The organism is Streptomyces sp. NPDC001717 (genome assembly GCF_042892775.1).
GTDB lineage: Bacteria > Actinomycetota > Actinomycetes > Streptomycetales > Streptomycetaceae > Streptomyces.
On sequence record NZ_JBIAUK010000009.1, the window covers coordinates 95,393 to 120,187 of the forward strand.

Here is a 24,795-nt window from a genome sequence, read left to right on the forward strand (position 1 = left end):
GCACGGGTGGCCCCTACGCCGGCTCGACGCGGACCGCGCAGACCTTGAACTCCGGCATCCGGGAGGTGGGGTCCAGCGCCGGGTTGGTGAGGGTGTTGACGCGGCCCTCGCCCGGCCAGTGGAACGGCATGAAGACCGTGTCCGCGCGGATGGCGTCGGTGATCCTGGCCGGGGCCACCGCCCGGCCGCGGCGGGAGGTGACCGCCAGCGGGGCGCCCTCGACGGCGCCGATGCGGGCGGCGAGGCGCGGGTGCAGTTCCACGAACGGGCCGGGGGCGGCCGCGTTGAGCTCGTCGACGCGGCGGGTCTGGGCGCCCGACTGGTACTGGGCGACGACCCGGCCGGTGGTCAGCAGGAGGGGGTAGTCGGCGTCGGGGACCTCGGCCGCCTCACGGTGGGAGACGGGGGTGAAGCGGGCCCGGCCGTCCTCGGTGGCGAAGCGGTCCAGGAAGAGCCGGGGCGTGCCCGAAGAGCCGTCCGGGCAGGGCCAGAAGACGCCCTGTTCGGCCTCGATGCGGGCGTAGTCGATGCCCGAGTAGTCCGCCGGTCCGCCCGCCGAGGCGCGGCGCAGTTCGTCGAAGACCTCCTCGGGGTCGGTCGGGAACCCCTTCTCCACGCCGAGGCGGGCGGCGAGTTCGTGCAGGACGTACAGGTCGGTGCGGACCCCCGGCGGCGGCGTGAGGGCGCGGCGCCGGAGCAGGACGCGGCCCTCCAGGTTGGTGGTGGTGCCCGTCTCCTCCGCCCACTGGGTGACGGGGAGGACCACGTCCGCGAGGGCGGCCGTCTCGGAGAGCACCACGTCGGCGACGGCGAGGAAGTCGAGGGAGCGGATGCGGTCCTCGACGTGGGCGGCGCGGGGGGCGGAGACCACCGGGTTGGAGCCCATGAGGAGGAGGGCCTTCACGTCCGTGCCGAGGGCGTCGAGGAGTTCGTACGCGCTGCGCCCCGGGCCGGGGAGTTCGGCGGGGTCGATGCCCCAGACCCCGGCGACGTGCTCGCGGGCCGCCGGGTCGGTCAGCTTGCGGTAGCCGGGGAGCTGGTCGGCCTTCTGGCCGTGCTCGCGGCCGCCCTGGCCGTTGCCCTGGCCGGTGAGGCAGCCGTAGCCGGACAGTGGGCGGCCGGCCCGGCCGGTGGCCAGGCACAGGTTGATCCAGGCGCCGACGGTGTCGGTGCCCTTGGACTGCTGTTCCGGGCCGCGGGCGGTGAGGACCATGGCGGATTCGGGGGCGCAGAAGAGCTCCACCGCCTGCCGGAGCCTGGGGACCGGCACGCCCGTGATGCGTTCGACGAGTTCGGGCCAGTGCGCCATCGCGGCGGCCCGGGCCTCCTCCCAGCCGGTGGTGCGGGCGGCGATGAACTCCTCGTCGGTGCGGCCCTCGGCGACGATCAGGTGCAGCAGGCCCAGGGCGAGCGCGAGGTCGGTGCCGGGTCGGGGCGCCAGGTGCAGGTCCGCCTGCTCGGCGGTGCGCGTGCGCCGCGGGTCGATGACGATCAGGGTGCCGCCGCCCGCCCTGAGCTCGGTGAGGTAGCGCAGGGCGGGCGGCATGGTCTCGGCCAGGTTGGAGCCGACGAGGATCACGCAGCCGGTGCGGGGGACGTCCTCCAGCGGGAAGGGCAGCCCGCGGTCGAGCCCGAAGGCCCGCTGGTGCGCGGCGGCGGCCGAGGACATGCAGAAGCGGCCGTTGTAGTCGATCTGCGAGGTGCGCAGGGCGACGCGGGCGAACTTGCCGAGCGCGTACGCCTTCTCGTTGGTGAGCCCGCCGCCGCCGAAGACCCCGACGGCGTCGGGCCCGTGCGCGCGGCCCGTGCGGGCGAGGCCGTCGGCGACGGCGGCGAGGGCCTCCTCCCAGGTGGCCGGTTCGAGCCGTCCGGCGTGGGTGCGGACGAGCGGCTCGGTCAGGCGCACCCGGGAGGAGAGCACGGCGGGGGCGGTGCGGCCCTTGCCGCAGAGCGCGCCCCGGTTGACGGGGAACTCCGCCCGTTCCTCCACCGTCACGCCCGCGGCCCCGTCCGGGTCCGGGCGGAGGTTCATGCCGCACTGCAGGGCGCAGTACGGGCAGTGCGTGGCGGTGACTGCGGGGGCGGCGTCCGGCGTGTGCATGCGTCCCAGCGTGCTTCGGCGGTGTTACACCGGCGGCCGTCCCGCGTTACGAGTACGGATGCTCGGCCTCAGCGGCGGCCGGGGGCGACGGTGAGGCCGGGGTGGCGGTGAGGCCGGGGGCGACGGTGAGGCCGGGGGTGGCCCGCCGCCGGTCCTTCACTGGCCGGTCAGGTACTTCACCGTCAGGCCGGCCGTCCAGCCGCCGTCGACCGCGAGCTCGGCGCCGGTCATGTACCCGGCGGCGTCCGAGAGCAGGAAGGCGACCGCGGCCGCGATCTCCTCGGGGGCGCCGACGCGACCCAGCGGGGCGCCGGGGTAGTTGCCGTCGCCGGCCTGGATGCCGATCGGCGCGGTCATCGGGGTCAACGTCATGCCGGGGTGCACGGAGTTGACGCGGATCTTCGCCTCGGCGAGCTCGACGGCGCCGATCTTCGACAGGCCGCGCACGCCCCACTTGGAGGCGCCGTAGCCGGCGGTCAGCGCGAGTCCGGTCAGGCCGGCCGCGGAGGAGATGTTGACGATGGAGCCGCCGCCGGCGGCGCGCAGCAGCGGGACCGCGGTCTTGATGCCGATGAACACGCCGACCAGGTTGATCTCGATCACCCGGCGGAAGTGCTCGACGCTCTCGTGCTCCAGGAACTGGCCGGTGGAGATGCCCGCGTTGTTGACCAGTCCGTCGATCCGGCCGAACTCGGCGACCGCGTACTCCAGCGCCGCCGCCCAGTCGGCCTCGCTCGTCACGTCGTGCCGCACGAAGCGGGCCGCGTCACCGAGCTTGGCGGCCGTCTCGGCACCCTCCGCCTCCAGCACGTCGGTGATCAGCACCTTGCCGCCGCCGTCCACGACGGCCTGCGCCGCCGCGGCGCCCAGGCCGCGGGCTCCACCGGTGACGACGACGACCTTGCCGCTCAGATCCACAACAGCCACGGTTCCACCTCTGATCACATCAGACTGATCGGTATATGACTAATCGGAATAACCGATGTCTTCGTCAGTGTGCCAGAGCGGCCAGGGCCCGCGACACCCCCTGCTCCTTCGGCCCCAGGAACTTCGGCTCCGGCTCGAAAATTGCGTCGAGCACCGCCTTGCCCGCCGCGAAGACCTCGCGGGTGCCGCCGTAGTACCAGGTCGAGTCGTGCTCGTCGTCGACCCCGATCCCGTACGAGTCCACGCCCGCGGTCTCGCACAGGGCCACGGCCCTGCGGATGTGGAAGCCCTGGCTGATCAGCACCGCCCGGTCGACCCCGAAGATCTTCTTGGCCCGTACGCACGAGTCCCAGGTGTCGAAGCCCGCGAAGTCGTCCACGATCCGGTCGGCCGGCACCCCGTGCCCGGTGAGGTAGGTGCGCATCGCGCTCGGCTCGTCGTACTCGGTGCGGCTGTTGTCCCCCGTGACCAGGACCACCCTGACCTTGCCTGCCCGGTACAACTCGGCCGCCGCGTCGAGCCGCCGGGCCAGGTAGGGCGTCGGCCTGCCGTTCCACAGCCCCGCCCCGAACACCACCGCCACCTCGCCGGCCGGAGCCTGCGCCGTGGTCCCCAGCCGGCCGGCGGCCGCCGCGTGCGTCCAGGCCGACGGCAGCAGTGCCAGCACGCAGCCCGCCATCACCGCCTGCACGGTCAGCCGCCGCGCCCGTACGGTACGCGGCCGCGCGGCCGCCCGGCTCCACTCGACCTTCGGCAGGCGCGGTACGCGCATCGTCCATCCCCCGGTTCCTCGGCTGTCGTTCCGCTGGTCAGGACGCCGCCGGGGACCGCGCGGTTTCCCGGAACGCCCCCGCGAAGGCCCGCCGACAGGCCGGACGAACGCCCTGTGAGCACCCGGAAAACACCCGTCACCCCCGCGCAACGCATCGGCAACCTCCGGCGCGCAGGATCGATCCATGACGGAGCCGGTGCACCCTCCCGCCATCCCGCCCCTCCCCTTCGGCAGCACGGCCGAGCTGCTGACCCGGATCACCGCGCAGCTCGGCACGCAGCTCAGCGGGCTGCGGCCGCCCCGCGCCCGTCCCCACGGAGACCGCCCATGCAGCAGCCCACCCTCGTCGCCGTGGCCCACGGCAGCCGTGACCCGCGTGCCCTGCACACCGCCCTCGCCCTCCTCGACCGGGTCCGCGAGCTCCGGCCCCGCCTCGACGTCCGGCTCGGCCATGTCGAGCTGAACCGGCCGCTGCTCGACGACACCCTCCGCGAGACCTCCGGGGCGGCGGTCCTCGTGCCGCTGCTGCTCGGCCGCGGCCACCACGTCAAACGCGACCTGCCCGCGGCCGCCGCCCGGGCCGCACACCTGCGCACCCGCGTCGCCGCCCCGCTCGGCCCGCACCCGCTGCTGGTCGAGGCCCTGTACGAGCGCCTCACGGAGACCGGCTGGACCCCGCACCCGGCGGCCGCCGTGGTGCTCGCCGCGGCCGGGTCCCGCGATCCGGACTCCGCCGCCGACACCCGGCGCACCGCCACCCTGCTGTCCGAACGGCTCGGCGGCGTCCCGGTGGTGCCCGCCTACGCCTCGGCCGCCGCACCGACCGTGCCCGACGCGGTCCGGGCCCTGGCCGCCCGCGGCCGTCACCGCATCGCCGTGGCCTCGTACTTCACCGCTCCCGGCCGGTTCGCCACCCAGTGCGCGGTGGCCGCGCCGGGCCCGGCGTCCGCACCGCTGGGCGACCACCCTGCCCTCGCGCGACTGCTGCTGCACCGCTACGACGAGGCGGCCGCCCTGCCCGTCACCCCGCTCCGGCCGGAACTCGTCTCCGCCTGATCCCGGTTTGTCGGACGTTCCGGTTACCGTCGATCCATGGAAGGCACCGCGCACGCCCCCGCAGACGACCCGACCGACCTCTACGACGCCTCCGCCACCGAACGCTGGGCCGCCGAGCCCGACAAGCGGCCCGGGCGGACCGCCTTCCAGCGCGACCGGGCGCGGGTCCTGCACTCCGCCGCGCTGCGCCGGCTCGCCGGGAAGACCCAGGTGGTCACGCCGGGCACCCGTTCGTACGACTGGGACGCGAGCCCCCGGACCCGGCTGACGCACTCCTTGGAGTGCGCCCAGGTCGGTCGGGAGCTGGGGGCCGCGCTCGGCTGCGATCCCGATCTGGTCGAGGCGGCCTGCCTCTCCCACGACATGGGGCACCCGCCCTTCGGCCACAACGGCGAGGAGGCGCTGAACGAATTCGCCAAGGACTGCGGCGGTTTCGAGGGCAACGCGCAGTCGCTGCGGCTGCTGACCCGCCTGGAGCCCAAGCGGTTCGCGCCCGATCCGCGGACCGGCGCACCCGTCAGCGTCGGCCTCAACCTCACCCGCGCCTGCCTGGACGCCGCCACCAAGTACCCCTGGGCGCGCGGCGGCCACCCCACTGACCCCGACTCGGTGAAGTTCGGCGCGTACGAGGACGACCTGCCGGTCTTCGAGTGGCTGCGCCGCGGCGCGCCCGCGGACCGCAAGTGCTTCGAGGCCCAGGTGATGGACTGGTCCGACGACGTCGCGTACTCCGTCCACGACTTCGAGGACGGACTGCACGCCGGCCACCTCGACCCCAACCTGCTCTTCGCCGACCCGGAGCGCGCCGCGATCTGGCAGGTGGCCATCGGCCGCTACGTCCCCGCGGACACCGAGCCGGAGGAGCTGCGCGAGGCCCTCGACCGGCTGATGGAGCAGGAGTGGTGGCCGCACGGCTACGACGGCTCGGCCGTGGCCCAGGCCCGGCTGAAGGACGCCACGAGCCAGCTCATCGGCCGCTTCTGCCTGGCCGCCGAGGGTGCGACGCGGGAGGCGTACGGCAGCGGGAGGCTGACCCGGTACGGCGCGGAGCTGGTGGTGCCCCGGGCCGCGCGCAACGAGTGCGCCGTGCTGAAGGCGGTCGCGGACCTGTACGTCATGCAGCGCGACGAGCAGGAACGGATCCGCGCCGACCAGCGCATCGTCCTGGCCGAACTCGCGGAGGCCCTCCAGGCCCGCGCGCCCGAGGGGCTGGACCCGCAGTTCCGGGCGATCTTCGACGCGGCGCCGGACGAGAAGGCCAGGAAGCGGGCGGTCATCGACCAGATCGCGTGCCTCACCGACGCGTCCGCCCGCTCGCTGCACGCCCGCCTCACCCGGCGCACGCGACGCGCCGAAGGGTGAGTTGATCGGGCCACTCCCCCTTCACGCGGCAGGCTCGGTGCGGGACGCTCGCATGTGGTCGCATGTGGCGGAGAGGTTATGAGGAGGCATCAGGTGGTCGACGCACACCAGACGTTCATCATCGTCGGCGCGGGGCTGGCCGGGGCTAAGGCCGCCGAAACGCTGAGGTCGGAGGGGTTCACCGGCCGGGTGATCCTGATCGGCGACGAGCGCGACCGCCCCTACGAGCGGCCCCCGCTGTCCAAGGGCTACCTGCTCGGCAAGGAGGAACGCGACAGCGTCTTCGTCCACGAGCAGTCCTGGTACGCGAGCGCCGACGTCGAGCTGCACCTGGGCCAGCCCGCGGTGCACCTGGACCGCGATGCGAAGACCGTGCGTCTGGGCGACGGCACCCTGCTGCACTACGACAAGCTGCTGCTGGCCACCGGCTCCGAGCCCCGCCGCCTGGACATCCCGGGCACCGGACTGGCCGGGGTCCACCACCTGCGCCGGCTTACCCACGCCGACCTGCTGCGCAAGGCGCTCACCTCGCTCGGCCGGGACAACGGCCACCTGCTGATCGCGGGCGCCGGCTGGATCGGCCTGGAGGTGGCCGCCGCGGCCCGCTCCTACGGCGCCGAGGTCACCGTGGTCGAGCCGCTGGCCACCCCGCTGCACGCGGTCCTCGGCCCGGAGATCGGCCGGTTCTTCGAGGACCTGCACGCCGAGCACGGGGTGCGCTTCCACTTCGGGGCCAAGCTGACGGAGATCGTCGGCCAGGACGGCATGGTGCTGGCGGCCCGTACGGACGACGGGGAGGAGCACCCGGCGCACGCGGTCCTCGCCGCGATCGGGGCGGCGCCGCGCACCGCGCTCGCCGAGACCTCCGGGCTGGCCCTGGTCGACCGGGAGCACGGCGGCGGCATCGCCGTGGACGCCTCGCTGCGCACCTCGGACCCGGACGTGTTCGCGGTCGGCGACGTGGCGGCCGCCCACCACCCGGTGCTCGGGACCCGGCTGCGGGTGGAGCACTGGGCCAACGCCCTCAACGGCGGCCCGGCGGCCGCACGGGCGATGCTGGGCCAGGAGGTCGCGTACGACCGCGTGCCGTACTTCTTCTCCGACCAGTACGACGTGGGCCTGGAGTACTCGGGACACGCCCCGGCCGGCAGCTACGACCAGGTGCTGGTGCGCGGGGACGCGGGCAAGCGGGAGTTCATCGCGTTCTGGCTCTCCGAGGGCCGGGTGCTGGCCGGGATGAACGTGAACGTGTGGGACGTCACGGAGCACATCCAGGCCCTGATCAGGGCAAAGGCCCCGGTGGACCGCGAGGCGCTGGCGGACCCGTCCGTTCCGCTGGAGTCGCTGGTCCCGGCCGAGGGGGCCTGACGGGTTTGCCGGCGCCCGGCCGTAGACTTCACGGGTGGCAGGACGGATCAATGACGACGACGTGAAGGCGGTACGGGACGCGGTCCCGATCGACGCCGTGGTCTCCGACTACCTGCAGCTGCGCAACGCGGGCGGCGGCAACCTCAAGGGCCTGTGCCCCTTCCACGACGAGAAGTCCCCGTCCTTCCAGGTCAGCCCCAGCAAGGGCCTCTACCACTGCTTCGGCTGCCAGGCCGGCGGGGACACCCTCGACTTCGTCATGAAGATCGACCACCTCTCCTTCTCGGAGGCGGTCGAGCGGCTCGCCGGCCAGGCGGGCATCACCCTGCGGTACGAGGAGGGCGGCTACACCGCCGGCACCAGTGGCCGCGGCGAGCGCATCCGGCTCGTCGAGGCCCACAAGGCCGCCGCGCAGTTCTACGTGGACCAGCTGGGCGGTCCCGAGGCGGAGATCGGCCGCAAGTTCCTGGCGGAGCGCGGCTTCGACCAGGCCGCGGCCGCGCACTTCAGCGTGGGCTACAGCCCGGCCGGCTGGGACCACCTGACCCGCTTCCTGCGCGGCAAGGGCTTCACCGACAAGGAACTGATCACGTCCGGGCTCGCCCAGGACAGCCGCAGCGGCAAGCCGATCGACCGCTTCCGCGGCCGGCTGATGTGGCCGATCCGGGACATCAGCGGCGAGGTGGTCGGCTTCGGCGCGCGCAAGCTGCGCGAGGACGACAACGGCCCGAAGTACCTGAACACCCCCGAGACCTCGATCTACAAGAAGTCGCAGGTCCTCTACGGCATCGACCTCGCCAAGAAGGAGATCGCGAAGACCTCGCGGGCGGTGGTCGTCGAGGGCTACACGGACGTGATGGCCTGCCACCTGGCCGGGGTCACCACCGCGATCGCCACCTGTGGCACCGCCTTCGGCGGGGACCACATCAAGATCCTGCGTCGACTCCTGATGGACAACGCCACCGCCGAGGTGATCTTCACCTTCGACGGCGACGCGGCGGGCCAGAAGGCCGCCCTGCGGGCCTTCGAGGACGACCAGAAGTTCGCCGCCGAGACCTCGATCACCATCGCCCCCGGCGGCATGGACCCCTGCGACCTGCGCCTCGCCCAGGGCGACGCGGCCGTGGCGGGCCTGGTGGAGGCCCGCACGCCGCTGTTCGAGTTCGCGCTGCGGCACATCGTCTCCCGGCACAACCTGGAGAACCCGGCCGGGCGGGCGGCGGCACTGGACGAGGCCGCCCCGGTCGTCGCCAACATCAAGAACATCGCCATCCAGCACGAATCGGCGGTCCAGCTCGCGGGCATGCTGGGCATCCGCGACGAGCAGTTCGTGGTCAAGCGGGTGGCGCAGCTGGCGCGGTGGGCGCGGGAGCGCGGGAACCAGCCGCAGCAGGGCCGCGGCGGCCGCCGCTCGTTCGACCCCGCCCCCGAGCCCGCGGCCGCGTCGCCCTCCGGCCCGGCGCTCAACCTGCGCAGCCCGGCCCACCGCACCGAGCGCGAGCTGCTGAAGCTGGCCCTGCAGCGCCCGGCCCTGGTCTCGCCGGCCTTCGACGCCTACGGGATCGACGAGTTCACCGCGCCGCCGTACGCGTCGGTGCGCCAGGCCATCCAGGACGCGGGCGGCGCCTCGCTCGGCGCCGACGACTACCTGGCCCGGGTCCGCGAGGCCGCACCGAACGACACCGTGCGGGCGCTGGTCACCGAGCTGGCGGTGGAGGCGATCCACGCGAAGACGGTGGACGAGATGTACGCGGGCGTCCAGCTGGTCCAGGTACGACTGCGCGCGGTGGACCGGCGGGTGCACGAGATCCAGGGCACCCTGTCCCGCCTGGGCCCGCAGGCGCCGCCGGAGCAACTGGCGGCGGTCCAGGAGGAACTGTGGATCCTCCAGCAATACGGCCAACGCCTCCGCAACCGCGGAGCGGAAGGGCTGTAACAGCCCGCACCACCACACCGGCCCGCCCGGCCACTGAGCCTCGCCGGCGTTTCGGGCATCTCAGCCCCGCCGGCGTTGGGGCATTTCAGCCTCGCCGGCGTTTGAGGCGCGGGTCCGGGCAGAGCCCGGGGAACGGTGGAAGGGCGGGTAGGGGACCAGCCCCGCGCAGCGGCACACCCCGGGGCGGCCCGCACGCGAAGGGCCGTCGGGGCCGGGCGCGCGCCGGGGCACCTCCTCGGGCGTCGAACCCAATGCCGCACCGGCAACACGAGCGGGTTTCGTTCGACGCCCTGCGGGGGCGCCCCACCGCACACCCGACCCCGACGGCGCGGAGGTGTCAGGGGCGGTCCTCCGCGCACCCGTGTACACCCCGCCGGAGGCTACCGACGGTGGAGCCAGTCCCCGCCCCGTATCTCCCTGCCCGACTCCGCCAGCCGGCAGGCCACCGGCGGGGCCGCCACGTAGACCCAGGCCCGGACCGCGGAGCCATCGGCCCGCACGACCTCGCAGGCGATGCGGTCGTACACGTTCCCCGGGAGCCCCGGGCCCCGGTACTCCTCCAGGTGGTCCAGCGCGGCCAGAAGTTCCCCATAGGCCTCCGGCGCCGCGGTGATCAGCTCCCCGACGACGGCCGAGCCGCGCCGCCGGACCGCGTACGGATACCCGGGGCCGTCGTAGAGCGCCGTGTCCGGGAGGCTCGCCGGTTCCTCCGAGGCGGTGCGTCCGCGGAGGAACAGGTCGTGGTTGACCTGCCCCGGCCGCAGGGTCCCGTAGACGAAGAACGGGAGCGATGTCACGGGGTCTCCTCCGGGTGCGGCGGTGCCTTCGGGCCGGGCCGAAAGTCCCGACTTTTCCGCGTCACTCCACCGTACGCAGCGCTGTTACACAACCTCCCGGTGCCCGTGACCCCGGCCGTCTAGCGTCGGCCCGCCATGACACCTTCCTCCCGCCGTCTCTCCGCCGCCCTGCTGGGCCTCTGCGCGGCCGTCGCCACCGGCTGCGCGGCCCCCGGAGGCCTCGGCTCGGCATCGCCCGCGCCACCCGTTTCCATGCAGCCGCGCCCCGAGCCGCTCTGGCCGGCCTGGACCGAGGCACCCGGCGCCACCGTGGGCCGGCGGGAGCCCGCGCCGGTGCCGCTCAAGAGCGCTCCGGCGCCGGGGGCGCGCGGACTCCTCGGGGTGGACCCGAAGCAGGTCGCCGCGGCGGATCCCCGGATGCGCCCGTACCTCGGCACGGCGGAGGAGCTCCGCGGGCCCGGCCGGGCCGGTGTCCGGCCGCCCGTGTACACGGACCTGACGGGCGACGGGCAGCCGAATCTGGTCGTCGCCGCCGACATGCCGACGGGCCGCTCGGCGCTGAGCGTGTACGCGATCTCCGACGGGAAGATCGTCTCGACCCTGTTCACGATCGGCCGGCAGCTGACGGCCGAGTCGATCGGCTCCGACCTGCTCGTCCGCACCGCCGCCGACGACGGCTCGGAGCAGGCCGTCCGGTACCACTGGGACGGCGACCGGATGACGGTGGTCAACGACGAACGGACCTTCCGCAAGCCCGACTCCGGCTGTTCCCCCTCCCCCGGCCGCTCCGCGCAGGACGCCCGGTGAGGGCCGTCCTGATCCGCGGCCGGCGGCTGGTGCGGGCGCTCGGCCTGCGCTGGAAGATCTCCGTGCTGCTGGCCGTCGGCTGCTCGCTCGTCGCGGTCGGCATCGGGCTGCTCATCCACGAGGCGCGCACCCGTCAGATCGGCGAGGCCGCGCGCGCGAGCGCCACCGCCCAGCTGATCAGCGTACGGAAGCTGTACGAGCTCACCGGGCGGCTCGATTTCGACAAGGGCGGCGACAGCGACGGCCGGATCGATTCCCCGGACCTCCCGCGTCCGCTGCGGACCGCGGCGCTCGACGGGCAGCGCAGCACCTACCTCGACCTGTCCGGAGCGGACCCCGCGGTGTGGGCGGCGCGGCCGGTCGGCGGGGACCACGTGCTCTCCGTACGGCTGTCGCTGGCGGAGGACCGGGCCGAGCTCGCCGACCTGGACCGGCAGCTGGTGGCGTACGGGGTGCTGGTCGTGGCGCTCGCGGCGACCGGTGGGGCGCTGCTCGCCAGCCGGTTGAGCCGGGAGCTGCGCACGGCGGCGGAGACGGCCCGGCGGATCAGCGAGGGCGAACTGGACGCGCGGATCGGGCCCAAGGGGCTTCCGGGCAGCCGCGACGAGGTCGCCGAACTGTCCTCGGCGGTCGACACGATGGCGGCCAGTCTCCAGCAGCGGCTGGAGGCCGAGCAGCGGTTCACCGCGGACGTGGCGCACGAGCTGCGGACCCCGCTGACGGGCCTGCACACGGCGGCCGAGCTGCTGCCGCAGGGGCGGCCGACGGAGCTGGTCCGGGACCGGGTCGCGGCGCTCAGGAGCCTGACGGAGGACCTGCTGGAGGTGGCCCGGCTCGACGCGAAACGGGAGGAGGCGCAGTTGGAGGCGCACCGGCTGGGTCCGCTGGTGGAGTCGGTGACGCGGCGCTCGGGAGTGCCCGCGCGGGTCGTGGGCGCGCAGGAGGAGGTGTACGTGCGCACCGACGTGCGGCGCCTGGAGCGGATCCTGACGAACCTGCTGGCCAATGCCAGGCGGCACGGCGGGGGCCCGGTCACGGTGACGGTGTCGGGGACCACGGTGACGGTCCGGGACCGAGGGCCAGGTTTCCCGGAGCGGGTGCTGCGCGAGGGCCCGCAGCGGTTCCTGACGGGCACGACCGAGCGGGGCCAGGGCACGGGGTTGGGACTGACCATCGCGCTCGGGCAGGCGCAGGTGATCGGCGCCCGGGTGATCCTGTCGAACGCGCAGCCTTCGGGGGCCCGGGCGGCGGTGGTGCTGCCACCGGCCTGACCCGCTCGTGGGGCGGCCGATCACCCGGACGGGGTGGGGTGGCACGAATGGCCTCACTGCCCTGCTGACGTGCGCAAACGTGGGGCGGTGGGGCGCGCCGGGCACTATCTGACGAGACATCAGCAGGCGCCCGTCGGGAGGGCGGGGTTACCTCTGGAGACACGACCCCGTGTCTCCAGGAGAGCCTCATGCGCCGACGTACCGCACACGCGCTGACCGCGACCGCGCTGACCGCCGCCGCGTTCACCGTCCCGGTGGCGGGTGCGTTCGCGGCCGCGGACATCGGCATGGTGGCCTTCGCGCCCGGGGACTTCGCGCCGCTGGAGGTGTGGCCCAAGTCGGCCGCCCCCGGGGCCACCGTCACGGTGAACACCACCGCGTGCGGCCCCGGCAGCCACGCCGAGGGGGATGCGACCACGGTGGGCGGCGGCCGGTTCAAGTTGGTCCCCACCACCCACAAGGAGGTGGTCGTGGGGCAGTTCCAGGTCGCCCGCGGCATCCGGCCCGGCAGCTACGGCATCGGCGTGACCTGCGCGGACGGCAAGTTCGCGACCGGCGACCTGGCCGTCACGGAACGCGGCCCCCAGGGCCACGTCCACACCGGGGTGGGCGGTGGCACGACCACCACCACCGACCCCGCCAAGATCGCGGCGGGAGCGGCCGTGCTGGCCGCGACCGCCGTCGGCGGTACCTGGCTCCTGCGTCGCCGGGCGAGCGGCACGCGGAGCTGACGGACGCCCACCGCGGCTCCGGCCGCGGTCCGACCGGTACCGTCCCCCGTCGCCCGCTCCGCGAGGTCCCCCCGTTCGCGGGCGGGCGACGGCCATTGACCCCGCCACGGACGCCGAGGGGGTTCTCATGGGTGGCGATTTCGGTGGCGGTTCCGGTGGCGGCCGGGCCCGCCACCGGCAGCCCCGCCCCGCCGCCGGCAGCCGCCACGGATCGGGTGCGCGCCCGCCGAAGCGGGCCCTCCCCTCCCCCGCCCCGCGTCACGGGGGAATCGTCGCGCTCGCCGCCTGCATCGGGATCTGGCTCGTCTCCAGCGGTTCCCGCGAGCCGATCGGGCCGCCGCTGCCCTCTCCCGCCGACGCCCTGAGCTCGGCCGGAACCACCGGGCCCGGCATCGCCCCGCTCCCCGGCTCCCCGCCCACCCGGATCCGGATCCCCTCGATCCGGGTCGACGCGCCGCTGACCGGGCTCGGCCTGGAGCCGGGCGGCAGCCTGGAGGTGCCGCCACCGGCCCGGCGCGACCTGGCCGGCTGGTACCGCGACGGCACCACTCCAGGCGCGACGGGCACCGCCGTCATCGCCGGTCACGTGGACAACGCGGTCGGACCGGCCGTCTTCTACGACCTCGGCGCGCTGCACCGGGGGGCTTCGATCGAGGTCCGGCGCGCGGACGGTCGTACCGCCGTGTTCACGGTCCACGCGGTCGAGGTCTACGACGCCGGCGCCTTCCCCGACCAACGCGTGTACGGGGCTTCGCGGCGCGCCGAGCTCCGGGTGATCACCTGCGGGGGCGGCTTCTCCCCGCGCACCGGCTACCGCGGCAACGTGGTCGTCTTCGCCCACCTCACCGGGACGTACTGACCGGGGGTCGACTCCCTAGGGCCTGTCGTCAAACTCCTGTCGTCGCCCGGAGGGCAGACGGGAGTTTGACGACAGGCCCTAGCCCCACTGCTCAAGGCCGAGCTTCACCACGAGCGCGCTGACCACGGTCAGCAGTACCGCGCGGACGAAGCCGCTGCCCTTCTTGAGCGCCATGCGCGCGCCGATCATGCCTCCGGCCAGGTTGAACACGGCCATCAGCGCGGCGAGCTGCCAGAGCACCATCCCCTGGTAGGCGAACATCGCGAGCGCCCCCGCGTTGGTGCAGCAGTTGACGATCTTGGCGGTCGCGGAGGCGGTGACCAGGTCGAGATGGAGCAGCGCGGTCAGCGCGAGCACCAGGAAGGTGCCCGTGCCCGGGCCGATGAGGCCGTCGTAGAAACCGATGCCCAGGCCGGCCAGGCCGATGGCCAGCAGGACCCGCCGGCGGCTGACGGGCGAGGTGGACGGGGCGGCGCCGAAGCCGGGCCGGAAGATCACGAAGCCGGCGACGACCACCAGCACCACCATGATCAGCGGCCGGAGCGCGTCCTTGCTGATCCCGCCGGCGAGCGCGGCGCCGCCCATGGAACCGGCGAGCGCGGCCAGGCCGATCCGGACGGCGAGCTTCACGTTCACCGGGGCCTTGCGCGCATAGGTGATCGCGGCGCCCGCGGTGCCGACGATGGCCACCGCCTTGTTGGTGCCGAGGACGGTGGCGGGGTGGGCGTTCGGCAGGCCGAGGAGGAGGGCGGGCAGGAGCAGCAGGCCGCCGCCGCCCACCACCGCGTCGATCCAGCCGGCCGCCGCGGCGGCCACGCACAGCACGATGATCATGGTCGTTGATATGTCAGGCACGACCCGACCCTATGGACCTGTCGGGTGCAGTGACCATCAATCTCCGGAAAGTTGCGCAAAGGTTGAGCTTCGCCGGTCCGTGGCCCGGTCCGGGGCCACCGGCGCCGCCGGGTCGAGCACGGCCGTCAGCACGGTCGCGGCCAGTACGCCGGCCAACCCCAACCCGACCGCCAGGCACTGCCCGGGCCCCGCGGAAACCGGTACGACCGACCGCCGCGGCTTGCGGTGCCGGGCACCCGGCGCCGCCTCGACGGACACGGAAACGGCCACGGGCGCGGCCACCGGCACGGGCACGGCGACGTGGAGCGGATGGCGCATGGAACGGCACACCTCTCGGATCGGAAGGGGCTCAGAAGCTGAAGCACTCGGAATGGACGCGTCCGGCCGGCACCCCGGCCCGCAGCAGCGCGCCCCGGGTCGCCTCGGCCATCCCCGGCGGCCCGCACAGGTACACGTCGTGCTCGGTCAGGTCCGGCACGAGCTCGGTCAGCGCCTGCGGGGCCAGCGGATCGTAGGCCGCGCCCGACGGCCCGAGCAGGTAGTGCAGGCCCGCCTGCCGCTCGGCCGCGATGGCCTCCAGTTCGCCGCGCAGTACGAGGTGTTCCTCGGCCCCGGCCCGGTAGAGCAGGGTGATGTCCCCGGGCCCGCCGGGCAGGGTCTCGAACAGCGCCCGCATCGGGGTGATGCCGACCCCGCCCGCGATGAGCAGCACCTTGGGCCTGGTCCGCCGGGCCGCGGTGAGCGCGCCGAACGGACCGGTCGCCAGGACCCGCGTGCCCGGGCGCAGCCGGCGGATCCGCCGGGAGTGCCCGCCGAGCCCCTTGACGGTGATCCGCAGCGCGTCCCCGTACACCGGCGCGGACAGCGAGAACGGCAGGGCCGTGTGCCACAGCCGCCGCTCCAGGAACCGCCAGCGCAGGAACTGCCCCGGCTCCGCGCGCAGTTCGGCCAGGTGCTCCCCGCGGATCACGACGGAGACCACCCCGGGGCCCTCCGCCCGTACCTCGGCGACCCGCAGCCCGTGCCGCAGGGCCTGCCGTACGGGGACCACCGCGCGGTACCAGACCAGCAGCACCGCGACCGTGGTGTGGGCGAGCGCCCAGAACCAGGCGACCGGGGCGAGGTCGGGCCCGGCGAGCTGGTGCACGAAGGCGAGCGCGGCGGCGAGGTACACGAACAGGTGGACCCCGCGCCAGGTTTCGTGCGAGACCCGGCGGCGTACCGCCCTGGCGGAGGTCACGCCGACCGCGGCCAGGAGGACGGTCCCGGCCGCGGCGGCGGCGAGCGCGCGGTAGCCGAGCAGTTCCCGGACGGCGGAGACCACGTCGACTTCCTCGTGCACGGCGTATCCGAGCAGGGCGAACAGCCCGTGCCCGAAGCAGAGCAGCAGTACGTGCCGGCCGCCGAAGGCGTGCCAGCGCGCGAGCCGGTCACCGCCGACCCCGTGCTCGACCGCGGGCACCCGCGCCATCAGGAACAGGAGCACGAGCACCCCGTACCCGGCGAGCAGCCCCGTCAGGTGCGCGGCGGTCGCGAACAGCGCGTCGGGGCGGGCCGAGGGCCGCACCTGCGCCGCCCAGAGCAGGGCCACCACCCCCGCTCCGGCCGCGATCCCGCCCCTGACCCGCACCGCCGCATCTCGCATGCACAGCACGCTAAGGGCCCCGGAGGCGGCGCGGTTGATCCTTAAGACGGCGTTGAGGGAGGCCTCACCGACCCTTAATCCCGGCGCTGAGGCCGGCGTTCCGTCCGGGTAACAGGAGCGATGCGGAGGGGAAACAGCGGCCCCGCAGGCTCGTCCCATGACAGCGGAGCAGCGTGTGGTGGTGATCGGCGGCGGCCTCGCGGGCCTGCGACTCGCCGCGCGGCTCAGCGGCGCGGCGGCGGTGACGGTCCTCGGCGAGGAGAGTCACGTGCCGTACAACCGGGTGCTGCTCGCCGAGGTCCTGGCGGGCCGCTACGCGCCGGAGGTGGCCGCCCTCCCGGCGGTCGGACCGGCGCTGCGGCGCGGGGTGCGGGCGGTCCGCGTGGACCGCGCCGACCGTACGGTCCACTGCGACGACGGCGCGGCGCTGCCGTACGACGCGCTGGTACTGGCGACGGGCTCCAACGCGGTGCTCCCGCCGCTGCGGGGCCTGTTCGAGCCGGGGGGCAGGGAACTCCCGGACGGGGTCCACGCCTTCCGCACGATGGACGACTGCCTGGCCCTCTCGGCGGCCGTGGGCCCCGGGGTCAGGGCGGTGGTGATCGGCGGGGGCCTGCTGGGCGTCTCGGCGGCCCGTGCGCTGGCCGCGCGGGGCGCGCAGGTCGTTCTGGCGCAGCAGGGCGAACGGCTGATGGAACGCCAGCTGGACGCCGATGCCTCTGCCTTGCTGGCCACCCACCTGACCGCCCTCGGCGTGGAGATCCACTTGGAGTGCCGGGTGCGCGGCCTGACCAGCGGCCCGCTCCCGGGGCTCCGCCCCGGACCCCGCGCCTCAAACGCCGGCGAGGCGGGATTTGGGCTGATGTCGCCGGTCAACCGTCCGGACCCGCCGAGCGAATCCCCGGCCTCGCCGGCGTTTGAGGCGCGGGATTCCGGGGGCAGCGCCCCCGCAACGGCGCCGCACGGCAACCGCCGCGTCACCGGGGTGGAGCTCGCCGACGGGTACCGCCTGGCGGCCGACGTCGTCGTGCTCGCCTGCGGCGTCCGCCCCCGCACGGGCCTGGCTCGGGCCGCCGGGCTGCAGATCCGCACCGGCATCGTGGTCGACGACCACCTCCGCACGGACGACCCCCGCATCCACGCCGTCGGCGACTGCGCCGAGCACGCCGGCCAGGTGTACGGCCTGGCCGGTCCCGCCCTGGAGCAGGCCGACGCCCTGGCCGCCACCCTCTCCGGCCGCCCCACCCCCTACACCGGCACCCGCGCCCTCACCCGCCTCACCCTGCCGGGCGCACAAGGCTCCCTCGACCTCGCCGCCTTCGGCGAGACCACCCCGCTCCCCGGCGACGACGTGGTCCGCCTCGCCGACGCCACCCGCCGGACCTACCGCAAGGTCGTCGTCCGCGGCGACCGCCTCGTCGGCGGGGTGCTGCTCGGGGAGCTCTCGACCGTGGGGGCCCTCGCCCGCACGTGGGAGGGCGACGAAACACCGCACGACCTGTTCCACCTGCTCACCGACGACGGAGGCCACTGACATGACCGTGACCGAGCCCTTGCCCTCGATCGTGCTCATCGGGCACGGCATGGTCGGCCAGCGCTACCTCGAAGCGCTCGTCGAGCGCGGGGTCAGCGCCACCCACCGGATCACCGTGCTCTGCGAGGAGCCCCGGCCCGCCTACGACCGCGTGCACCTGACCTCGTACTTCTCCGGCAGCACCCCCGAGGACCTGTCCCTGACGCCCCGCGGCTTCATGGCGGAGCACGGCATCGCCCTGCACCTCGACGACCCCGCCGAACACATCGACCGGGCCGCCCGCACCGTCACCTCCCGCTCCGGCGAGGTGTTCCCGTACGACGTCCTGGTCCTGGCCACCGGCAGCTACCCCTTCGTGCCGCCCGTCCCCGGCAAGGACGCGCCCGGCTGCTTCGTCTACCGCACCATCGAGGACCTCCTCGCCATCGAGGAGTACGCGAAGGACAAGACCGCCGGCGCGGTCGTCGGCGGCGGTCTGCTCGGGCTGGAGGCCGCCGGCGCCCTCCAGGGGCTCGGACTCGCCACCCGAGTCGTCGAGTTCGCCCCGCGCCTGATGCCCGTACAGGTCGACGAGGGCGGCGGCGCGGCCCTGCTGCGCACCATCGAGGGCATGGGCCTCACCGTCCACACCGGCGTCGGCACCCAGGAGGTGCTGACCGGCGACGACGGCCGCGTCAGCGGGATGCGGCTGTCCGACGGCTCCACCGTCGACACCGAACTCGTCGTCTTCTCCGCCGGCGTCCGCCCCCGCGACCGGCTGGCCCGCGACTCGGGCCTGGACGTCGGCGAGCGCGGCGGCATCTCGGTCGACGCCCGCTGCCGCACCTCCGACCCGTACGTCTACGCCATCGGCGAGTGCGCCCTCGCCGTCGACGGCCGCGTCTACGGCCTGGTCGCCCCCGGCTACGAGATGGCCGAGACCGCCGCCGACGACCTGCTGGGCCGCGACAAGGAGTTCACGGGGGCCGACCTCTCCACCAAGCTCAAGCTGCTCGGCGTGGACGTGGCCTCCTTCGGAGACGCCCACGGCAGCGCCCCCGACAGCCTCGACGTCGTCTGGTCCGACTCCCGCTCCGGCGTCTACAAGAAGCTCGTCGTCTCCCCCGACGGGGTCCTGCTCGGCGGGGTCCTGGTCGGCGACGCGGACGCGTACGGGCTGCTGCGCCCGCTCACCGGGAGCGTGCCGCCCGTCGCCCCGGAGCAGCTGGTGCTGCCCGCCGGGGTCGGCGCGCCCGTCGCGCTCGGTCCGTCCTCGCTCCCCGACCACGCGGTGATCTGCTCCTGCCACAACGTCACCAAGAAGGCCATCACCGCCTGCGCCACCCTCCCCGAGGTCAAGAAGTGCACCAAGGCGGGCACCGGCTGCGGCAGCTGCGTCAAGGTGATCGGGCAGCTGCTGCCGGCCGCCGCCGACAAAGGACTCTGCGGCTGCTTCCCCTTCACCCGTGCCGAGCTCTACGAGATCGTCCGCACCCGCCGCCTGACCTCGTACCGGGAGATCCTGGACGGGCACGGCCGCTCCGAGGCGCGCGGCGGCGAGGGCTGCGAGGTCTGCAAGCCGGCCGTCGGCTCGATCATCGCCTCGCTCGCCCCCACCCTCGGCGCGAGCGGCTACGTCCTCGACGGGGAGCAGGCCGCGCTCCAGGACACCAACGACCACTTCCTCGCGAACATGCAGCGCAACGGCTCCTACTCGGTCGTCCCGCGCATCCCGGGCGGCGAGATCACCCCCGACAAGCTGATCGTGATCGGCGAGGTGGCCCGCGACTTCGGCCTCTACACGAAGATCACCGGCGGTCAGCGGATCGACCTCTTCGGCGCGAGCGTCGACCAGCTCCCCCGGATCTGGGCCCGGCTCGTCGACGCCGGTTTCGAGTCCGGGCACGCGTACGGGAAGGCCCTGCGCACGGTGAAGTCCTGCGTCGGGCAGACCTGGTGCCGCTACGGGGTCCAGGACAGCGTGCGCATGGCCATCGACCTGGAGCTGCGCTACCGGGGGCTGCGCGCGCCGCACAAGCTGAAGTCGGCGGTCTCCGGCTGCGCCCGCGAGTGCGCGGAGGCGCAGAGCAAGGACTTCGGGGTCATCGCGACGGCCGCCGGATGGAACCTGTACGTCGGCGGCAACGGCGGGGCCACCCCGCGCCACGCCGATCTCCTCGCCCAGGACCTGTCGGACGCCGAACTGGTCCGGCTCATCGACCGGTTCCTGATGTTCTACATCCGCACCGCGGACCGGCTGGAGCGGACCTCCACCTGGCTGGAGCGGCTGGAGGGGGGCCTGGGGCACCTGCGGGACGTGATCGTGCACGACTCGCTGGGGCTGTGCGACGAGTTGGAGGCCTTGATGGCCGACCACGTCGCCCACTACCGGGACGAGTGGGCCGAGACGCTCCAGGACCCGGAGCGGCTACGCCGGTTCGTGTCCTTCGTCAACGCGCCCGGCGCCCCGGACCCGACGGTGCGGTTCGTGCCCGAGCGCGACCAGGTCAAGCCCGACCTGGCCGTCCTGACGATCGGAGGAGTCCGATGACCGTGGAACTGCAGGTGGAGGAGGGCTGGTTGACCGTGTGCGAGCTGTCCTCGCTCACGCCCGGACGCGGGGTGGCGGCGCTGCTGCCCGACGGGAGCCAGGCCGCCGTGTTCGTCGACCGCTCGGGGCGCACGTACGCCATCGCCAACCAGGACCCCTTCACCGGGGCTCAGGTGCTCTCGCGGGGCCTGCTGGGAGCCGCGGAGGGCCGGCCCTTCGTGGCCTCGCCGCTGCTCAAGCAGCGCTTCGACCTGGAGTCGGGGCGCTGCCTGGACGACGAGGAGGTGGCGGTCCGGACCTATCCGGTGCGGACCGCCGCGACCTCGTAGCCGCCGGGGCTCAGCCCTGGACCGCGGCAGGGTCCATCCACACGAGCTCCCAGACGTGGTGGTCGAGGTCCTCGAAGGCGCGGCCGTACATGAAGCCCATGTCCATGGCCGGGCGGGGTTCGGTGCCGCCCGCCGCCAGGGCGGCGTCGACGATCTCGTCGACCTTCTCGCGGCTCTCGGCGCTGAGGGCGACCATCACCTCGGTGACGGAGCCGGCGTCGGCGATCGGCTTGGTCGCGAAGGTCTTGAAGTGGGCCTCGGTCAGCAGCATCGCGAAGATCGTGTCGCTGATGACCAGACAGGCCGCGTTCTCGTCGGTGAACTGCGGGTTGGTGGAGTAGCCGAGCTTCGCCCAGAAGTCCTTGGCGGCGTCCAGGTCCTTGACCGGCAGGTTGACGAAGATCATCTGGGGCTGGGACATCTCGGTCTCTCTTCTCTCGCGTGGTGTGCGCCGGCGCTTGCCGCTGCTCGCTGTTCGCTGCTTTCGAGAGGTAGACCGGGACCCCGCGGCAAACTCATCGCTCCCGCGCGAAGTTTTTCGAGGAATCTTTCCGGCGGTACGAAACCGCAGGTCAGACCGTGGCAGACGAGCGCAGCTCCAGTGCGGCCAGCGGGATGAAACCGATGCCGTCCTCGCCGGCCGTGGACGCGTCGCCGCCCGCGAGCCGCTTGTGCAGGGTGAGCGCGATCCGCTCGCCCTGGGCCTTGGCCCGCTCCGCGATCGGTCCGCGGTGCAGGCCGTCGACGGTCGCGTGCCACAGCTGCACCCAGCGGCCGAAGTCCGCGGCGGTCATCGCCCGTACCGAGTTCAGGGCGGCGTGCGGGGCGAAGGCGTTGCGCCGGTAGTCCGTGCCGCGGAACAGTGCGCGTTCCCAGAAGTCGGTGATGCGGGGCAGGTGGACCTCCAGGTCCGTGCCCGCGATCTCGGTGAAGAAGGGCCCGATCCGGGCGTCTGCGAAGGCCGCCGTGTAGAAGCGGCGCAGCACGACGTCGAGGTCGGCGCGGCCCGAGATGTCGGCGGCGGCGGCGAAGTGGTCCATGAGACCACCATCCTCCCGCACGCCCGGCCTCCCCAGGGCAGAAAGTCCCGTGCTCCCGGGCCCGCGGACCCCGCCCGCGCATTGAACGCGAAGCGGTCGCTCGCGCGTCACGCGGAATTGGAGCCGCGGCAACTCGGCACTCCTAGGTTCCTCGACGCGTGCGACCCCGCATCCGACCGGGCGCGGGGCCCCGACTCCCCCCAGGAGCGACCGTGGAACGACGTACCTTCCTGCGCGGCGCCGTCATCGGCTCGTCGGCTGCCGCCTTCGGCGGCACGCTGATGCACGGGGCCGCCTACGCGGCGCCCGCCCAGCCCGGCACCGGGCCCTACGGGGCGCTCGGCGCGGCGGACGCGAACGGCATCATGCTGCCCGCCGGATTCAGCAGCCGGGTGATCGCCCGCTCCGGCCAGAACGTCGGCTCCACCTCCTACAAGTGGCACAGCGCCCCCGACGGCGGCGCGTGCTTCGCCGACGGGACGGGTTGGATCTACGTGTCGAACTCGGAGGTCAACCCGTCGGGCGGCGCGAGCGCGGTGAAGTTCGACTCCGCGGGCACGATCACCGGCTCCTACCGGATCCTCTCCGACACCCGGCAGAACTGCGCGGGCGGCAAGACCCCGTGGAACACCTGGCTGTCCTGCGAGGAGGTCAGCCTCGGCTACGTCTACGAGACCGACCCGTACGGCGTGAACGCGGCGGTGCAGCGCCCCGCGATGGGCCGCTTCAAGCACGAGGCGGCCGCCGCCGATCCGGTGCGCCAGGTGATCTACCTGACCGAGGACGAGACCAGCGGCTGCTTCTACCGCTTCATCCCCACCACCTGGGGCAACCTCTCCTCCGGCACCCTCCAGGTGCTCGTCGCCGGGACCGCCGCCTCGGGCTCCTTCACCTGGCAGAACGTCCCGGACCCGGACGGCTCCCCGACCACCACCCGCACCCAGGTCTCGGGCTCGAAGAAGTTCAACGGCGGCGAGGGCTGCCACTACGCCAACGACACGGTCTGGTTCACCACGAAGGGCGACAACCGGGTCTGGCAGCTCAACCTCGCGAACAGCACGTACGAACTGGCCTACGACGACTCGCTCGTCCCCGGCGGCGCGGCCCCGCTGACGGGCGTGGACAACGTGACCGGCTCCTCGTACGGCGACCTGTACGTCGCCGAGGACGGCGGCAACATGGAGATCTGCCTGATCACCCCGGACGACGTGGTCGCCGTCTTCCTCCGCGTGGGCGGCCAGTCCTCCTCGGAGATCACGGGCCCCGCCTTCTCCCCCGACGGCACCCGCCTGTACTTCTCCAGCCAGCGCGGCACGACGGGCAGCTCGACGGGCGGCATCACGTACGAGGTGACGGGCCCCTTCCGCGTTTGAGGCGCGGGGCCCGGGGCGCAGCCCCGAATCCAGCCCCGCCGGCGTTTGAGGCGCGGGGGCCCGGGGGCAGCGCCCCCGCAACGGCGCCGCACGGCACCACCGGCCGCTGCCCCGACGGGTTCCGCACCCGCCGGGGCGCGGCGCGTCACGAAGCCACGGCCCCACCCTTCAGCAGCGCGGCCCCCAACGGCGTCACGGTGTGCAGCACCGCGTTCCCGTGCCGCAGCGTCGTCACCAGCCCCGCCTCCCGCATCACGCACGCGTGCTGGCTCGCGGAGGCCAGCGAGACCCCGGCCCGCCGGGCCAGCTCGCTGGTGGTGGCGCCGTCCCCTATGGCCCGCAGCACCACCGAGCGGGTGTGCCCGACGAGCTTGCCCAGGGTGCGTACGCGCTGTTCCTCCACCGCCGGCCGCGCCGCCTCGCCCCCCGCCGGCGCCGAGGCGAGCTGCGCGGCGGCCGGGTAGACCAGGACCGGCGGCAGCTGCGGGTCGTGGAGTGTCACCGCGGTGCGGCGGCAGAAGAAGGACGGCTGGAGCAGCAGCCCGCGCCCCCGCAGCCGTACGTCCCGGTCCACGGGGTAGTCGCACTCCAGCACCGGGGCCCGCCAGCGCAGCATCGGCGGCAGCGAGGCCAGCAGCTCGTCCGCGCCCCCGTCCAGCAGGGCCCGGCCGCGCGCGGCCCGCTCGGCCTCGATCTGGGCCTGGATGTGCGTCCAGTACGGCTCCACGGCCGCCCGGTGGTACGCCCGCAGCTCGCCCAGCAGCCTCGGCAGGTGCTTGGCGGAGTCGTCCATGAACTCCCGCAGCCGCGGCGGCAGCGCCACACCGGCACCGGACCCCGCACCGGACCCCGCACCCGAGCCGCCACCCAGCAGCTCCAGCTCCCGCCGCATCCGCTCGGGACGGATCCCGCGCAGCGCGTCGAGGCCCACGTCCCAGCCGTACCGCCCCTCGACGGGCGTCAGGAAATCGGGGAAATAACCCCTGCTCGGTATAAGCATACCGAGCGTGCGTGTTTCACTGTTCAACCTGATTCGCGATTCCGTCCGCCATTCACCGAACAACCGGACATCTCGCCGGTCTCTTAGCCGATGAAAGCTGAGAATCGTTTCCCACAACGCATCGGGACGCCCTGCCATCCGTACGCGTGCCAGGTCCACTCCAGTGAAATGGATACGCAGCACCGAACCCCCACCTGTGCAACCGCAATCCCCCCGCCCCATGAGTATGCATGCAGTCACACGTTGTCACCACGCCCTTTCGGCCACAGTTGAAACCCCTTTCGGCAGAGGCGTGACAACCGAAATCCTGTACTCCGCCGGGCACACTCCGATGCGACCGAAACGCTCCGCGAAGGCCGTGGGGGGCTTTGCGGGGCCTGGCGGTCGGTCGCACGGGAAGCGCCGACGTGCCCGGCAGAATGACAGCGGCGGTGGACGGGTGGGGATCCGTCCACCGCCTGCTGGCGTAAAGATTTGTTGAACAAGAAAAAATGGGCGCGTC

At 73.8% G+C, this 24,795-nt stretch carries 22 protein-coding genes; 12 read left to right on the forward strand and 10 right to left on the reverse strand.

Annotation, left to right across the window (positions count from 1 at the left end; genetic code table 11):
• Positions 1 to 13: 13 nt before the first annotated feature.
• From ACFYZL_RS17720 to ACFYZL_RS17730, 3 genes are all read right to left on the reverse strand, one after another.
• Positions 14 to 2,101, reverse strand: coding sequence for a molybdopterin oxidoreductase family protein (locus ACFYZL_RS17720; RefSeq protein WP_384746267.1), 2,088 nt, complete (start codon positions 2,099 to 2,101; stop codon positions 14 to 16).
• Between the two features lie 156 nt (positions 2,102 to 2,257).
• Positions 2,258 to 3,028, reverse strand: coding sequence for a glucose 1-dehydrogenase (locus ACFYZL_RS17725; protein ID WP_384733007.1), 771 nt, complete (start codon positions 3,026 to 3,028; stop codon positions 2,258 to 2,260).
• Between the two features lie 64 nt (positions 3,029 to 3,092).
• A complete protein-coding gene (locus ACFYZL_RS17730) occupies positions 3,093 to 3,800 on the reverse strand; it encodes a vancomycin high temperature exclusion protein (protein WP_384746268.1) in 708 nt (235 codons plus the stop codon).
• A gap of 327 nt (positions 3,801 to 4,127) precedes the next feature.
• Here ACFYZL_RS17730 and ACFYZL_RS17735 point away from each other — a divergent pair, with 327 nt between their 5' ends.
• From ACFYZL_RS17735 to dnaG, 4 genes are all read left to right on the forward strand, one after another.
• Entirely contained in the window at positions 4,128 to 4,856 is a 729-nt protein-coding gene (locus ACFYZL_RS17735) for a sirohydrochlorin chelatase (RefSeq protein ID WP_388679854.1), read from the forward strand.
• A gap of 36 nt (positions 4,857 to 4,892) precedes the next feature.
• A complete protein-coding gene (locus tag ACFYZL_RS17740; RefSeq protein WP_384746270.1) occupies positions 4,893 to 6,218 on the forward strand; it encodes a deoxyguanosinetriphosphate triphosphohydrolase in 1,326 nt (441 codons plus the stop codon).
• 93 nt (positions 6,219 to 6,311) lie between these two features.
• On the forward strand, positions 6,312 to 7,586 hold the full coding sequence (locus tag ACFYZL_RS17745; RefSeq protein WP_384746271.1) for an NAD(P)/FAD-dependent oxidoreductase: 1,275 nt from the start codon (positions 6,312 to 6,314) through the stop codon (positions 7,584 to 7,586).
• A 34-nt stretch (positions 7,587 to 7,620) separates the two neighbouring features.
• The gene (gene dnaG, locus ACFYZL_RS17750; RefSeq protein ID WP_388679857.1) at positions 7,621 to 9,522 is read left to right on the forward strand and encodes a DNA primase; all 1,902 of its coding nucleotides are present in this window, start codon (positions 7,621 to 7,623) and stop codon (positions 9,520 to 9,522) included.
• A gap of 380 nt (positions 9,523 to 9,902) precedes the next feature.
• On the opposite strand, the gene ACFYZL_RS17755 is transcribed toward dnaG, so the two are convergent.
• Positions 9,903 to 10,319 (reverse strand): gamma-glutamylcyclotransferase family protein, encoded by a 417-nt coding sequence (locus tag ACFYZL_RS17755; protein WP_384759106.1) that lies wholly within the window; start codon positions 10,317 to 10,319, stop codon positions 9,903 to 9,905.
• A gap of 135 nt (positions 10,320 to 10,454) precedes the next feature.
• Here ACFYZL_RS17755 and ACFYZL_RS17760 point away from each other — a divergent pair, with 135 nt between their 5' ends.
• The 4 genes from ACFYZL_RS17760 to ACFYZL_RS17775 all read left to right on the forward strand — a co-directional run bounded on the left by ACFYZL_RS17760 (position 10,455) and on the right by ACFYZL_RS17775 (position 13,987).
• On the forward strand, positions 10,455 to 11,126 hold the full coding sequence (locus ACFYZL_RS17760; protein WP_388679860.1) for a hypothetical protein: 672 nt from the start codon (positions 10,455 to 10,457) through the stop codon (positions 11,124 to 11,126).
• Positions 11,123 to 12,397 (forward strand): ATP-binding protein, encoded by a 1,275-nt coding sequence (locus ACFYZL_RS17765; RefSeq protein WP_388679863.1) that lies wholly within the window; start codon positions 11,123 to 11,125, stop codon positions 12,395 to 12,397. The genes ACFYZL_RS17760 and ACFYZL_RS17765 overlap by 4 nt, the downstream gene beginning before the upstream one ends.
• A 188-nt stretch (positions 12,398 to 12,585) precedes the next feature.
• Positions 12,586 to 13,128 carry a hypothetical protein gene (locus tag ACFYZL_RS17770; RefSeq protein ID WP_385127717.1) on the forward strand — a complete coding sequence of 181 codons (543 nt, stop codon included), beginning with the start codon at positions 12,586 to 12,588 and terminating at the stop codon, positions 13,126 to 13,128.
• A 127-nt stretch (positions 13,129 to 13,255) separates the two neighbouring features.
• On the forward strand, positions 13,256 to 13,987 hold the full coding sequence (locus tag ACFYZL_RS17775) for a class F sortase (protein WP_388679866.1): 732 nt from the start codon (positions 13,256 to 13,258) through the stop codon (positions 13,985 to 13,987).
• Between the two features lie 78 nt (positions 13,988 to 14,065).
• Here ACFYZL_RS17775 and ACFYZL_RS17780 read toward each other — a convergent pair whose 3' ends face one another.
• From ACFYZL_RS17780 to ACFYZL_RS17790, 3 genes are read right to left on the reverse strand one after another with little or no spacing between them, the layout of a single operon-like run.
• The gene (locus ACFYZL_RS17780) at positions 14,066 to 14,842 is read right to left on the reverse strand and encodes a sulfite exporter TauE/SafE family protein (protein ID WP_384759064.1); all 777 of its coding nucleotides are present in this window, start codon (positions 14,840 to 14,842) and stop codon (positions 14,066 to 14,068) included.
• 36 nt (positions 14,843 to 14,878) lie between these two features.
• Entirely contained in the window at positions 14,879 to 15,160 is a 282-nt protein-coding gene (locus ACFYZL_RS17785; protein WP_388679869.1) for a hypothetical protein, read from the reverse strand.
• Between the two features lie 31 nt (positions 15,161 to 15,191).
• The gene (locus tag ACFYZL_RS17790; protein ID WP_384759070.1) at positions 15,192 to 16,487 is read right to left on the reverse strand and encodes a ferric reductase-like transmembrane domain-containing protein; all 1,296 of its coding nucleotides are present in this window, start codon (positions 16,485 to 16,487) and stop codon (positions 15,192 to 15,194) included.
• A gap of 157 nt (positions 16,488 to 16,644) precedes the next feature.
• On the opposite strand from ACFYZL_RS17790, the gene ACFYZL_RS17795 reads away from it, so the two are divergent.
• The 3 genes from ACFYZL_RS17795 to nirD are packed head-to-tail and all read left to right on the forward strand — an operon-like array spanning position 16,645 to position 20,880.
• Positions 16,645 to 18,021, forward strand: a complete 1,377-nt coding sequence (locus tag ACFYZL_RS17795) for an NAD(P)/FAD-dependent oxidoreductase (RefSeq protein ID WP_388679872.1) — start codon at positions 16,645 to 16,647, stop codon at positions 18,019 to 18,021.
• 1 nt (position 18,022) lies between these two features.
• On the forward strand, positions 18,023 to 20,551 hold the full coding sequence (gene nirB, locus ACFYZL_RS17800) for a nitrite reductase large subunit NirB (protein ID WP_384754323.1): 2,529 nt from the start codon (positions 18,023 to 18,025) through the stop codon (positions 20,549 to 20,551).
• Positions 20,548 to 20,880 (forward strand): nitrite reductase small subunit NirD, encoded by a 333-nt coding sequence (nirD, locus tag ACFYZL_RS17805; protein WP_384754321.1) that lies wholly within the window; start codon positions 20,548 to 20,550, stop codon positions 20,878 to 20,880. Before nirB ends, nirD begins: the two co-directional genes overlap by 4 nt.
• Positions 20,881 to 20,890: 10 nt before the next feature.
• On the opposite strand, the gene ACFYZL_RS17810 is transcribed toward nirD, so the two are convergent.
• Both ACFYZL_RS17810 and ACFYZL_RS17815 read right to left on the reverse strand, forming a co-directional pair.
• The gene (locus ACFYZL_RS17810) at positions 20,891 to 21,301 is read right to left on the reverse strand and encodes a VOC family protein (protein WP_384754318.1); all 411 of its coding nucleotides are present in this window, start codon (positions 21,299 to 21,301) and stop codon (positions 20,891 to 20,893) included.
• Between the two features lie 151 nt (positions 21,302 to 21,452).
• Positions 21,453 to 21,920 carry a group III truncated hemoglobin gene (locus ACFYZL_RS17815; protein WP_384754316.1) on the reverse strand — a complete coding sequence of 156 codons (468 nt, stop codon included), beginning with the start codon at positions 21,918 to 21,920 and terminating at the stop codon, positions 21,453 to 21,455.
• Between the two features lie 212 nt (positions 21,921 to 22,132).
• Here ACFYZL_RS17815 and ACFYZL_RS17820 point away from each other — a divergent pair, with 212 nt between their 5' ends.
• Positions 22,133 to 23,293 (forward strand): alkaline phosphatase PhoX, encoded by a 1,161-nt coding sequence (locus tag ACFYZL_RS17820; RefSeq protein WP_384754314.1) that lies wholly within the window; start codon positions 22,133 to 22,135, stop codon positions 23,291 to 23,293.
• 145 nt (positions 23,294 to 23,438) lie between these two features.
• On the opposite strand, the gene ACFYZL_RS17825 is transcribed toward ACFYZL_RS17820, so the two are convergent.
• On the reverse strand, positions 23,439 to 24,476 hold the full coding sequence (locus tag ACFYZL_RS17825; protein ID WP_388679878.1) for a helix-turn-helix domain-containing protein: 1,038 nt from the start codon (positions 24,474 to 24,476) through the stop codon (positions 23,439 to 23,441).
• Between the last annotated feature and the right edge of the window lie 319 nt (positions 24,477 to 24,795).

Bases quoted from the DNA above. Each gene is read 5' to 3' on its own strand.
- ACFYZL_RS17810 (WP_384754318.1), bottom strand. From the start codon at position 21,301: ATGTCCCAGCCCCAGATGATCTTCGTCAACCTGCCGGTCAAGGACCTG.
- ACFYZL_RS17730 (WP_384746268.1), bottom strand. From the start codon at position 3,800: ATGCGCGTACCGCGCCTGCCGAAGGTCGAGTGGAGCCGGGCGGCCGCG.
- ACFYZL_RS17760 (WP_388679860.1), top strand. From the start codon at position 10,455: ATGACACCTTCCTCCCGCCGTCTCTCCGCCGCCCTGCTGGGCCTCTGC.
- ACFYZL_RS17720 (WP_384746267.1), bottom strand. From the start codon at position 2,101: ATGCACACGCCGGACGCCGCCCCCGCAGTCACCGCCACGCACTGCCCG.
- ACFYZL_RS17740 (WP_384746270.1), top strand. From the start codon at position 4,893: ATGGAAGGCACCGCGCACGCCCCCGCAGACGACCCGACCGACCTCTAC.
- ACFYZL_RS17735 (WP_388679854.1), top strand. From the start codon at position 4,128: ATGCAGCAGCCCACCCTCGTCGCCGTGGCCCACGGCAGCCGTGACCCG.
- ACFYZL_RS17785 (WP_388679869.1), bottom strand. From the start codon at position 15,160: ATGCGCCATCCGCTCCACGTCGCCGTGCCCGTGCCGGTGGCCGCGCCC.
- ACFYZL_RS17790 (WP_384759070.1), bottom strand. From the start codon at position 16,487: ATGCGAGATGCGGCGGTGCGGGTCAGGGGCGGGATCGCGGCCGGAGCG.
- ACFYZL_RS17770 (WP_385127717.1), top strand. From the start codon at position 12,586: ATGCGCCGACGTACCGCACACGCGCTGACCGCGACCGCGCTGACCGCC.
- nirB (WP_384754323.1), top strand. From the start codon at position 18,023: ATGACCGTGACCGAGCCCTTGCCCTCGATCGTGCTCATCGGGCACGGC.
- ACFYZL_RS17815 (WP_384754316.1), bottom strand. From the start codon at position 21,920: ATGGACCACTTCGCCGCCGCCGCCGACATCTCGGGCCGCGCCGACCTC.
- nirD (WP_384754321.1), top strand. From the start codon at position 20,548: ATGACCGTGGAACTGCAGGTGGAGGAGGGCTGGTTGACCGTGTGCGAG.
- ACFYZL_RS17775 (WP_388679866.1), top strand. From the start codon at position 13,256: ATGGGTGGCGATTTCGGTGGCGGTTCCGGTGGCGGCCGGGCCCGCCAC.
- ACFYZL_RS17795 (WP_388679872.1), top strand. From the start codon at position 16,645: ATGACAGCGGAGCAGCGTGTGGTGGTGATCGGCGGCGGCCTCGCGGGC.